Raw genomic sequence first — 11,093 nt, 5'->3', positions numbered from 1 at the left:
CCACCTGCCCAAACACACAGCAATGCTTCAATTTCTGGGTTTTTCAGCAGACTGCTAAAGGAGATATCTGCCGCCCGTCAGGCTACCCGCAGTCGTGAGTCGCATCGCATCGGGTGCGCAGGCCTGCCGCTGCTGCGGCGTATAGGCGGCGCTCGCGTGAGGCCACATCAACATGGTGACCGCACCTGCCAACACCAAGCCGAGTCGAAAACCCCCGAAGACGATCGCCATGATGATTCCCCCTGTCTGCCCGAATTGTGATGCCTGGTGCTACTCGAGGACGGCTTTACCGCGGTGACCAGCTGCAACGCACGCGCCGGCGTGAGGCCAAAAGCTCTCGGTGATCATCACCTGAATTCTTCGATCAGCGTCCTCCAGCCGAGCGCATCGTTGCCGATCAGCAGCAAAACGCCAAGCGCTGCCAAGTGGTGCGGCAATTTGCAATCGGGACGGGCGCTCATACTGCTGACAAACGAGGCGACCGCGTTTTTAAGATCGTCGCGGTCGAGATAAGCGAGGGCTCGTTGCTTGCACCGCGCGACATATTTGTCGCGCGGCAGGTCAGTTATCAGGGAACGATCCATTTTCGCCTCCCCAGCCGATGACTGATTCCGGTAAGAGCAGGTTGAACGGAACGGATTTGATTTGTCTGTTCGAAAGGCGACGCGCAGACGCGTTTTCTGTCGCAGTGTGGGAATTAGGACACAGACGTGCGCACTGGGACGACCCGCAATCAAGGATGATCAGCGCGACGCGCTCAGTACGCACGCCAGGGCGTCATAGAACTTTCATTTGAAGCGAGTGCCGGCGTTTGCTTGCTGGGACAGCGTCCGCCGCCGACGGCTCCTCCGGGGTCCGCGGTGTCCTCGGCAGCCAGCAGGCGGCTCCGGTGTTCACAATGCCCCCAAGGCCCCCAGCGCCGGGGCCGCTCCCCTCTGGCGACGTTCGCTCTCGCGCTGGCCGCCAGCGGCGCGGCGCCGTAATTTTCCAGCGTCCGCACCACATTTTCGGGAATGCCGAGCGCTTCGCCAATTTCGTATCGTGCAGCAATTGCGCGACGATGTCGAGCGTCTGCACCAGCGCGAGCACATCGCGGTTGATGCACTTAAAGGCTTGCGGATTGGCATCGAACAGTTCTTGTAGGCTGCCACCGGCGCCGCGCTGCATCTCGTTTCATGATCGAGGCGGTGATCTTGCGGCGCATTGCGGATTGAACGACTTCGACATGGTCGTAGAACTACTCGCGGATATAGACGAAGCTACAGCCGCCGAATTGCACGGCAAAGGTCATCAGCGCGCGTGGGATTTGCTAACGGCTCACGCGAGCAGCGTCGAGGATATTGACGCGCAATTGCTCGCGCATCGCAAGATTGACTTGACCGGATACGTACTCAAGCAGTGATCGCCTGAAACTGACCGTTCGGGAATCCTAGCTGAACGTCCGCTCAATATCCAAAAGGCGAGATAGCAGGTTGACCGAGTACGAAAGAGGCCGCCAACTGAGGCGCCTTTGTCACAACACCTTCAAATAGGTTTGCTTGTGTTTCGTTGGCTGGCTATGGCCGCTGCCTATGGGGCAGGACGATTGATGTGGCCGGCAGGGGCCGTCTGAATTTCAGAGCAAGGCAGGCGGTCCCGCTACGCCTTTAAGGCTCTGATGGAAGGCTGGATCGTGAGACGATAAGCAACCAGCTTGGTACCGTCAAAAACCTCCAAGACGAGACCGCACGCGGGGCAGCGATATTCGCCTTGTGTAGCTTGCCCCGATGACAGTTCGAGGCGCCTAAAACCGGCCCCGCAATCCGAACACGTCACGTCGCCCTTTTTCATACGCCACCCGGAGAATCACGGGAGGAACCTTTAACATAGGCTGGGCGGAACTGGGGATATACGAAGGTTTATTCGGAGGGAGCGGCGTCATCGCCTGAATCACTGGCCGGGAGCCGCGCGCGGCTCCTGACCCGAGCTGGCACTCGGATGAATCCCGGTTCCGCTCGAGATCGGGCTGGAGGCCCAAGCGGCGGTCGAAATCGGCCATCGGCTCACCCATTTGGGGTGGCAATTCTAGCACGCAAATGTACCTGGTTTGGGTGCTTTGAGGCCCAGCGGTTATCCCCACCTTTCAAGGTTCCGCCGCGATGAAATCTTGCCTGATCGGCTAATTCGCGCAAGCGATCAAATGTCCTGCTTGAGGCTACCAGGGAGGCTTTTTATTAGCCGGCCGCCACCCTCGCCACGACGATCGATTCGGGGGATGAGTAGTCCGGGATACGACGCTCGACACCAGAACGGCTCGCAGCCGGTGGCTCCCGCTCGGCAAGCCCTACTGGCGCCCGGCCCTCGGGCGTCGGTAGATTCACAACGACCATCGCACGACGATCCTAGCGGCCACGGGCACGATCACGCTAGCGATTCAGCCAACGCCGGGCAAAGCCGAGCAAACCCTGCGGCAGGAAGATGATCATCACGATGAAGATCACGCCGAGCGGGATGAGATAGGGAAACTGATCGCCGAAAATGCGCGACAGCAGCTCGCGAATGAGTTGAAAGAAACCGGCGCCGATGATGGGGCCGACCAGCGTGCCGATGCCGCCCATGACGTTGAAGATGACGGTGTCGCCCGAGGTGGTGAAGAACACGAACTCCGCCGCGGCGAACTGGTTCTGCACGGCGTAGAGCACGCCGGCAAGCCCAGCGAACAGGCCGGACAGCATCACCGCCACGATCTTGTAGCGCTCGACCGGATAGCCGATCGCGCGCGTGCGCGCCTCGTTCTCGCGGATCGACTGCAGCACCATGCCGAAGGGCGACTGCATAATGCGGCGCAAAAGCACATAAGAGCCGGCGACCACCGCCAGCACGAACCAGTGCAGCGTCGCGGTCGAGAAACGCGTGTCATAGAGGAACGGGATCGTGAAATGCGGGCGCGAGAAGATCAGCCCGTTCTCGCCGCCGGTCACCTCGGTCCAGGTGAAGATTATCACATAGAAGATCTGCGAGAAGATCAGCGTGGTGATGGCGAAGTAGATGTCGCGCAGGCGCGTGGAGAAATAGGCAACGAACAGCGCCGCGCCCGCCGCCCCGCCGAGCCCAAACAGAATGGCGAACCACAGATTGGGCGGGCTGACGATCAAGAGCGCCGCTGCCGCGCCATACATGCCGAGTCCGAAGAAGGCCGAATGCCCGAAGGAGACCATGCCGGTATAGCCGATGAGGATATCGGACGACATAGCAAGCAGGCCCCAGATCAGGATTTCGGTGAGGAAGCGCCGCCAATATTCGGGCAGCACCAACGGCGCGATAATCAGCAGCGCCATGACCACGGAGAAGCCGATCCAGAAAACGGCGGTGTGGCTCAATTTCGTTTTGAGCGGCATCAATTTGCTAAGCGGGGCGGTTGTCATTTGGGCGTCGGAACGAAGAGGCCGGTTGGCCGGAACAAAAGTGTGAAGATCAGCACTACGAAGGAGACGATCACCGCTTGCGAGGGATCGACCCAGATCGCGGCATAGGCTTCCAGCAGGCTGATGAGGATCGCCGCCGCGATCGAGCCACCGAGATTGCCCATGCCGCCTACCACCACGACGATGAAGGCCTTGAGCACCCAGTCGAGGCCCATGGTGTGGTTGACGCCGACCAGCGGAGCAAATAGCACGCCGCTCGCGGCCGCCATCGCCGCGCCGATCGCGAACACCGAGGTGTGCACCATCGGAACCGGGATGCCCATGGCCTCCGCCATCACGCGGTCCTGCATGGTGGCGCGGATCCAGACGCCGAATTTGCCGTATTTGAGGAACAGCCAGAAGCCGCCGATGATCGCCGCCGACAATAGCGCGATCAGAATGCGGTACCAGGGATAGGTGAGATAGAACAGGTTGAAGTGGCTGGTGATCGGCTCGCCGATCTTGCGCGCCACCGGGCCGAATTGCCACAGCGCGTAGTTCTGCAGGATCAGCGATATGCCAAAGGTTGTGAGAATCGTGTTGAGTGGATCGCGCCCGACTAGCGGACGCAAGGTGATGATCTGGATGGCCGCGCCGAGGAGTGCGACGATCAAGGCAGACAGCACGAGCGCCATCCAGAAGCTCCCCGTCGCGGTCAAGACCAGCACGCCGACATAGGCGCCGAGCATGAACAATTCGCCATGCGCGAAGTTGACCACGTCCAGGATGCCAAAGATGAGTGTCAGACCCGAGGCGACCAGCGCCAGGATCATGCCGGTGACCACGCCGTTCACCGTCTGGATGATCAGCAAGTCGAGTGGAATGTTCTGAAAGAAATGCGCGACCGCGTCCATCCTAGACCCCCAGATACTGCTTGACGACCGGATCGTCGACGTTGATCTCGGACGCCGCGCAATGGTGGCACACGAGGCCCTTCTCCATGATGTAGACGCGCTCGCTTGCCTCGAGCGTCAGCGGCACGTTCTGCTCGACCAGCAGGATGGCGACGCCCTCCCGATGCAGCACGTCGATGATCTGGCGGATTTGCGACACCATACGCGGCATCAGCCCTTCGGTCGGCTCGTCGAGCAGGATGATCTTGGGCTCCAGCATCATGGCGCGTGCGATCGCCAGCATCTGCTGCTCGCCGCCCGAAAGCGTGCCGCCGGCCTGGTTGCTTCGCTCGGCCAGCACGGGGAAGTAGGTGAACACCTTGTCGAGCAGCGCCGCCTTGCGCTCTTCGGTGACGCCCTTGCGGTCGAGCCCGGTGCGCAGGTTCTCCATCACCGTGAGCAGACCGAAGATGCGCCGGTCCTCCGGCACATAGCCGATGCCGAGGCGGGCAAGCTTGTGCGTGGGCAAGCCGGTGATGGCATTGCCGTCGAGCCGCACGCTGCCGCGGCTCGGCTGCACCAGGCCCATGATGGTCTTGAGCGTGGTCGACTTGCCGACGCCGTTGCGGCCGAGCAGGCCTACCACTTCGCCCGGCTGCACGTGCAGCGTGACGCCGTGCAGGATGTGGCTCTTGCCATAATAGGTGTGCACGTCCTCGACCAGGACGATCGGTTCGGTGCGGGGCGCGGTCTCGGTCATGTCTTGAGATAGACCTCCTGCACCTTGGGATTGCGCCGGATCTCCTCCGGCGTGCCGTCGGCGAGGATTTCGCCGTAGTGCAGCACGGTGATGCGATGGCACAGCTCCATCACCACCTGCATGTCGTGCTCGACAATCAGGATCGTCAAATTGTTGGCGATGCGGCGAATGAGCTGCACGGTGTCATGCGTCTCCGCTGCGCTCATGCCGGCGGTGGGCTCGTCGAGACACAACAAGGTCGGCTCGGTCGCAAGCGCAATGCCGATCTCCAGGTTGCGCTGTTCGCCGTGCGACAGATTGGCGGCAAGCTGATCCGCCTTCTCGAGCAAGCCCACCAATTGAAGCGCAGCCTCCGCCTTCTCGTTGATGTCGGGGAAGGCGGAGTGATGCGAGATCATGTTCCAGCCATGCCGGCGCGACTGCGCTGCGATGCGCACATTTTCCAGCGCCGTGGCGTTTGGCATGACGTTGGTGATCTGATAGGAGCGCGCGATGCCCTTCCGCGAGATGGCGTTGGAGGGCAGCGCGGTGATGTCCTCGCCGTTGAACAGGATGCGGCCGGAGGTGGGCTTGAGCACGCCGGTCAAGCAATTGAAGAAGGTGCTCTTGCCGGCCCCGTTCGGACCGATGATGGCGCACACCTCGTCGCGCTTAACCTCGAAATTCACCATGGAAAGCGCGGCTAGCCCGCCGAATCGGACGGTCAATAGTTCGGTCTTGAGTACAGAAGCCGACGCGGCTACCCGGCCATTCGCCGGCGAGCGCCCGTCGTTGATCGCCTCCAGGCTCACTTACGCAGCGGAGAATTTGCAGGCCGGAGGAGCGATGGTCTTGTCCTTCGGAACCATTTCGAGCAGGTGGAACTGACTGCCTTTGACGGTGTAGAGGAACTCGTTGAGGAAGGCCTGGTGATCGGCCTCGCGCAGCGTCTTGTCCCCCTGCGGGAAGTCGTCGCTGAGTTTCATCTCGAGCCCTTCCAACGCCTCGATCAGCTTCATCGTGTCCTTGCGCGTCTCGAACTTCGACATCTCCATGCCGAGCTTGAGCGCGTTCATGGCCTCGTAGTTCGACTGCACGTAGCGGTCGGGCAGCGGGCCGGACGAATCGATCTTGGCCAGCCGCTTCTTGGCCTCGTCGAAGAAGCGGTGGTGGTAGGGCGTATCGAGCTCGCCCTGGAAGATCGGGATGTAGCGGTTGATGGCGACGAAGCCGTCGATCTTGTTGCCTAGCGCCGGCAGATTGACGGATTCGCAGATAGCGCCGTCACCGGCCCATTTGTACTTCTTGGTGAGGCCGAGATCATAGGCCTGGTTGCCGACGGTCACGCCGTCCTTGCCGAAGAAGATGCCGAACAATCCGTCAAAGTTGCCGGAAATCTTCGACAGGAACGGCGTCATGTCGGCAGTACCAAGCGGGATGCCGGTCGTGCCGACGACCTCGCCGCCGTTCTTCTTGATCTCGGCCGCGTAAGCGTCGCGCGTCGACTGGCCCCACGAATAGTCGGCATAGGCGATGTGCCACTTTTTGCTCATCTTGGCGAGCATCGGGCCGAAGGCCACCGCCTGCGCCGGCGCGTAGTCGTGGACGCGGAAGCTGTAGCGGTTACACTTGGAGGTGGTGAGCGTGGTGTCGAGGCACACGCTGATCATGTTGACGATCTTGGCTTCTTCCCAGACCGGCATGCAGGCAAGACAGATATTGGAAAGGAAGCCGCCGACATGGACGTCGATATCGTCCTCTTCCACCATCTTCTGCGTCTTGCGGCGGGCAACGTCAGGCTTGGACTCGTCGTCCGCAATCACCAGCTCGATCGGCCGGCCCATGATGCCGCCCATGAGGTTGATGCGGTCGACCCCCATCTGTAGGCCGACCAGCGCGGTCTTGCCGCCGGCGGCGCCGGCGCCGGACAAGGGCTGCTCAGAGCCGATCTTATACGGCTTGACGGCGCCGAAGGCGGCGCGCCAGGGCGTCGGCATCAGCATCATCGCGCCGATCGCCCCGCCGCCCCAACCGACGACGCGACGACGCGTGACCTTGCCGCGATACCAGATGTCCTGCGTCCACTCTTCGCCTTTCCACTGCTCCGTCATAATGCGTTCCTCCCCTGCGTTCCGATCAGGTCGGTACAGCCGCGCTGTTGCGCGAGCGGCAATGCGGAAGAGCCAAGTGTGCAGTCGGTCGGGCGATGCCGTCATCCGGATGTGCGGTGCAATGCAAAGCTCCGGACCTTGAAATCCACGCGCGCATAAAGCGGCATGAGCCAGCACCGACCATCCTCCCTCTGCGGCCCTTGGCGGGCTCTTGCTGAGCAATCTGCTCTTTTTGGCAAACATTAGCAAACGCGTTCCCGGGGCGAGTTTCAACCCACATACGTTGATGCAGACGTACTCACATGGTCGAATATGTTGCTCGCGAAATGAGCGGACACCGCTCGCACCACCGGCAGCGGATGCTGCCGCGCGTGATTTGCCCGGAACGGGCCCGCCCTTGAATGTCACCGCCCTTCGCCGCGACGCCGCCGCCAGCAACGGGCACGCAGCGCGGCCCTCGAAGGGCGACGGCCCAGGCCGTTCATCGTTCGAGGCTCGCTTCGCTCGCAGCTCAGTGCCGCGCGGCAATCAGGATGACGGAGAGAGGTTAGGCCGCATCGCGCGCGTTCTTGTCGAGCAAACCGGCCTCAATCAGCCCCTGACGAATGCGCATGATCTCCAAGCGCTCGATCTTCACCAGGGGCGGGCGCACCACTGCGCGCGGCAATTTGCCAAGCAGCACCAGCGCTTCTTTCATGCGGTTGTGCATGTCGACGGAGGGATCGGCGTAGAACACCCGCATCAGCGGCTCGATGCGGTCGTTGAGCCGCTTGGCCTCGGCGAGGTCGTTGCCCTGCACCGCGCGGAACAGGCGCGCCTGCAAATCGGCGATCACGCTGCCGGAACCTGACAGCAATCCATTGCAGCCGAGCACCAGCGAGGAGAACAGCCAGGCGCTGTGCGTGGTGAGCACATTCACCGGTCGCGGCAGATTCTGCAGCGTGCGCACGTGCCACTCGTGATGCGGCACGTTGCCGATCCAGTCCTTGATGGCGCGGACGGTCGGCACCTCCTCGCACAGCTTCAGCAGCGTGTCCTTCGGATAGCCTTGGCCGGTCGCGAGCGGATACTGGAACACTATCAGCGGCAGGTCGGTCGCCTCGGCGATGCGCTTGAAATGCGCGAGCGCCATCTGCGGCGACTGGCCGAGGGTGAACGGCGCAGGCGGAAACACCAAGAGCGCGGAGGCGCCGCCTTGCGTCGCCATGCGCGCCGCCTCGAGGCTGCCGTCGGCCCAGATGCCGTTGATCAGCGGCAGCTCGGCCCCGATCTCGTCCTGCGCGATGTCGAGCACGCGGCGCTGGTCGTCGAAACTGCAGGAGCCGACCTCGGTCGAGTGCGCGTTGACGGTGATGGCCGAGAGGCCTTCGACGGAGGCCACGTCTCGAAGGTGCCTGCGGAAGCTCGCCTCGTCGATGGCGAGATCGTTATTAAATGGCAGCAGCACTGCCGGGATGACACCGTGCGGGACATAGTTCACGTGCCGGGGCATGGCTCGCCTCCTATCCCTCGTCATTCCGGCGCGCGAGCAGAGCGGGCGAACCCAGAATCCAGAAAAGGCACCGAATTTTTATCTGGATTCCGGGTCCGGCGCTACGTACGTCTCGGAATGACGGTAAAATTACACCGCCGTATCGCACACTAGCCCAAGCCGAGGCTATTCCAAGCGGCCCTGAGCTGCTCCGCGGCGGCAAGGATGACTTCTTGGGCTGCTGCGGGTTTTGGCGAGCTCAATTTATACCCGAAATGGCGCACCCGACACGATTCGAAGATCGTGACCTTTGCCTTCGGAGGGCAACGGTCCGCGATCTGAGCCAGCAAACCAAGCCGCCAATTCCCTAGCCTTCCGTTTTTAGTCGATCTATCCAAATTTGGCCGCTCTTTAATCGGTCGCGTCACTTTTTATTAGCGTTTGATCGGTCGCCACTTTTCTTGAATTCGATTCTGGTCACGCGCGGGGTTCGATTCCGCCACCACTAGCCGCGCCTCCACGGCACGGGATCGCGACCTCAATCTCGCCTGGCAACGCCAAACCAGAAGTTCAGCCTGATACCGAGCGAAGTGTCTCGCGCGCTTGAACGGCTCTGACGGCTTTCTGGCTTTTCTGGCCAGCCCCTTGAAAGCAGTCGTGTAACATCCATATACCATCCAATTACCAGCCTATTGGATGGTGAGGATTGCCGTTATGGCCAACAATGTACGCGAGCTGCGCCCAAGGATCCCCGACACCGAGAAAATCACGATCAACCTTGGCTATGTCGACCTCGGTCAGATCGACCTGATGGTGCAGGAAGGGTTCTATTCGAACCGGACGGATTTCATCCGGACGGCGATCCGCAACCAGCTCGAACGTCACGCAGACGTCGTCAAGCAGTCCACGGCCCGGAACAGTCTGGACCTCGGCCTGCGGCATTTCAGCCGGGAAGACCTCGAAGCGGCACGGCGCGCCGGCGAGATGCTGCACATCAACGTTTTGGGGCTCGCGACCATCGCCCAGGACGTCACGCCCGATCTCGCGCGCGCCACCATTAGCTCGATCTCGGTACTGGGGGCCCTTCACGCCACTCCCGCGGTCAAGGCCGCTCTCGCCGACAGAACGAGGTGATCAGATGCTCAATCATGACATAGTTCGCGAAGCCACCCGCCTGACTCGCGCCGGCCAGCTGGTCGAGGCCACCGCACTCCTCCAGCGCATGCTCCGCGGCGAGAGCGCCCCAGGATTGTCCGGCACCACTTCTGCTGCCCCCGAGAGGCTCGAGCCGCCGACCATCGACGTGAAGGCCAACGTCGTCGAGGAGAGAAAAAGCCGGCCGCCCCCGCGGGCTTCCTCCACTCCTCCGCGACTCAAAAGCCCCGCGCGGTTCGACAGCATGAAAGACTTCTCCAGACTCGGCCTGCCAGGTCCGATCAGGCGCGCTCCGCCGTCCACGTCGGACATTGCGCCCAAGGGCACAAGGTTCATCGAAGGTACCTTCAGCAACGCAGCGGGAAGCCGGACCTATAAGCTCTTCATCCCAAGCCGTTATCAGGGGAAGCCGCTTCCCCTGATTGTCATGCTTCACGGCTGCACCCAGTCGCCCGACGATTTCGCGGCCGGCACGAGGATGAATTTCCTGGCGGAAGAGCAGAATTGTTTCGTGGCCTATCCGGAGCAGCCCAGCGGAGCCAACCAAGCGAAATGCTGGAACTGGTTTCGCACGGGCGACCAGCAGCGGGGCGGCGGCGAACCTTCCCTGATCGCGGGCATCACCCGCCAGATCATGCAGGACCATGCGATCGATCCGAAACGCGTCTACGTGGCAGGCCTGTCCGCGGGTGGGGCCGCTGCTGCCATCATGGCAGCGACGTACGGCGACCTGTACGCAGCCGTCGGCATCCATTCCGGCCTGGCCTGCGGCGCCGCCAGCGACCTTCCCTCCGCATTCATGGCGATGCGGCAGGGGGGCGGGCCCGAAACACTTGTGAAGGTCGGATCGGTTCTGCCGACAATCGTCTTCCATGGCGATCGCGACACCACAGTGCATCCCGACAACGGCGACCGCATTCTCGAGCAGTCCGCCAAGGCGACGAGTCCGGCAACGAAGGTGCTTCGCGGACGGGTGCCCGACGGGCACGCCTACACTCGCACCATCGTTACCGACCAGAGCGGCCGGGTGATCTCCGAACACTGGAACGTTCATGGCGCCGGCCACGCCTGGTCGGGCGGCAGTCCCGCCGGCTCCTACACCGATCCGCGAGGGCCAGACGCGACAAGGGAAATGCTGCGTTTCTTCCTCGCGCGCAAATTGCCCGGGGACGGCGCGTGCCATTCTAGCCCTGCAACCGGCCAAGCACTCACGCCACCATGCTAAGGACAAACAGGGGGTCGGCGTGTCGGTGGTTGCGGATGATTCCCTCCCTGGGCACCAAACTACGCTTTTGTGCGCTAGGCTGCGATTTTGTGCGATGGCATTGGGCGAGCCGCTGG

At 62.1% G+C, this 11,093-nt stretch carries 12 protein-coding genes and 1 tRNA gene; 3 read left to right on the top strand and 10 right to left on the bottom strand.

Annotated elements, in window-relative coordinates; all coding sequences use genetic code 11:
- Nucleotides 1-54: 54 nt before the first annotated feature.
- The 3 genes from ACFFWD_RS25480 to ACFFWD_RS25470 all read right to left on the bottom strand — a co-directional run bounded on the left by ACFFWD_RS25480 (nucleotide 55) and on the right by ACFFWD_RS25470 (nucleotide 1,167).
- Nucleotides 55-231: a hypothetical protein gene (locus ACFFWD_RS25480; RefSeq protein WP_376969759.1), complete on the bottom strand. Its 177-nt coding sequence runs from the start codon at nucleotides 229-231 to the stop codon at nucleotides 55-57.
- A 116-nt stretch (nucleotides 232-347) separates the two neighbouring features.
- On the bottom strand, nucleotides 348-584 hold the full coding sequence (locus ACFFWD_RS25475) for a hypothetical protein (RefSeq protein WP_376969758.1): 237 nt from the start codon (nucleotides 582-584) through the stop codon (nucleotides 348-350).
- Nucleotides 585-777: 193 nt separating this feature from the next.
- Nucleotides 778-1,167, bottom strand: a complete 390-nt coding sequence (locus ACFFWD_RS25470; RefSeq protein ID WP_376969756.1) for a hypothetical protein — start codon at nucleotides 1,165-1,167, stop codon at nucleotides 778-780.
- Nucleotides 1,168-1,210: 43 nt separating this feature from the next.
- Between ACFFWD_RS25470 and ACFFWD_RS25465 the strand changes: the two genes are divergently transcribed.
- Complete coding sequence (locus tag ACFFWD_RS25465; protein WP_376969754.1) at nucleotides 1,211-1,402, top strand: hypothetical protein; 192 nt, start codon at nucleotides 1,211-1,213, stop codon at nucleotides 1,400-1,402.
- 1,003 nt (nucleotides 1,403-2,405) lie between these two features.
- Here the strand turns inward: ACFFWD_RS25465 and ACFFWD_RS25460 are convergent.
- The 7 genes from ACFFWD_RS25460 to ACFFWD_RS25430 form a co-directional block, all read right to left on the bottom strand.
- Complete coding sequence (locus tag ACFFWD_RS25460; RefSeq protein WP_376969752.1) at nucleotides 2,406-3,359, bottom strand: branched-chain amino acid ABC transporter permease; 954 nt, start codon at nucleotides 3,357-3,359, stop codon at nucleotides 2,406-2,408.
- A gap of 41 nt (nucleotides 3,360-3,400) precedes the next feature.
- Nucleotides 3,401-4,297, bottom strand: a complete 897-nt coding sequence (locus tag ACFFWD_RS25455; RefSeq protein ID WP_376969750.1) for a branched-chain amino acid ABC transporter permease — start codon at nucleotides 4,295-4,297, stop codon at nucleotides 3,401-3,403.
- A 1-nt stretch (nucleotide 4,298) separates the two neighbouring features.
- Entirely contained in the window at nucleotides 4,299-5,036 is a 738-nt protein-coding gene (locus tag ACFFWD_RS25450; protein ID WP_376969749.1) for an ABC transporter ATP-binding protein, read from the bottom strand.
- A complete protein-coding gene (locus ACFFWD_RS25445) occupies nucleotides 5,033-5,743 on the bottom strand; it encodes an ABC transporter ATP-binding protein (protein ID WP_376969747.1) in 711 nt (236 codons plus the stop codon). The genes ACFFWD_RS25450 and ACFFWD_RS25445 overlap by 4 nt, the downstream gene beginning before the upstream one ends.
- Before the next feature lie 84 nt (nucleotides 5,744-5,827).
- Nucleotides 5,828-7,126, bottom strand: a complete 1,299-nt coding sequence (locus ACFFWD_RS25440) for an ABC transporter substrate-binding protein (protein ID WP_376969745.1) — start codon at nucleotides 7,124-7,126, stop codon at nucleotides 5,828-5,830.
- Between the two features lie 547 nt (nucleotides 7,127-7,673).
- The gene (locus ACFFWD_RS25435) at nucleotides 7,674-8,618 is read right to left on the bottom strand and encodes a dihydrodipicolinate synthase family protein (protein WP_376969743.1); all 945 of its coding nucleotides are present in this window, start codon (nucleotides 8,616-8,618) and stop codon (nucleotides 7,674-7,676) included.
- Between the two features lie 255 nt (nucleotides 8,619-8,873).
- Nucleotides 8,874-8,957 (bottom strand) — tRNA-Arg (locus tag ACFFWD_RS25430).
- Between the two features lie 354 nt (nucleotides 8,958-9,311).
- Between ACFFWD_RS25430 and ACFFWD_RS25425 the strand changes: the two genes are divergently transcribed.
- Nucleotides 9,312-9,731 carry a ribbon-helix-helix domain-containing protein gene (locus ACFFWD_RS25425; protein WP_376969741.1) on the top strand — a complete coding sequence of 140 codons (420 nt, stop codon included), beginning with the start codon at nucleotides 9,312-9,314 and terminating at the stop codon, nucleotides 9,729-9,731.
- A 4-nt stretch (nucleotides 9,732-9,735) separates the two neighbouring features.
- Entirely contained in the window at nucleotides 9,736-10,977 is a 1,242-nt protein-coding gene (locus ACFFWD_RS25420) for an extracellular catalytic domain type 1 short-chain-length polyhydroxyalkanoate depolymerase (RefSeq protein ID WP_376969740.1), read from the top strand.
- The last annotated feature ends 116 nt before the right edge of the window (nucleotides 10,978-11,093 follow it).

This window comes from Bradyrhizobium erythrophlei, from assembly GCF_042430365.1.
In the GTDB taxonomy this organism is placed as follows: Bacteria; Pseudomonadota; Alphaproteobacteria; order Rhizobiales; family Xanthobacteraceae; genus Bradyrhizobium; species Bradyrhizobium erythrophlei.
This window is presented reverse-complemented; position numbering and strand designations above follow the sequence as displayed.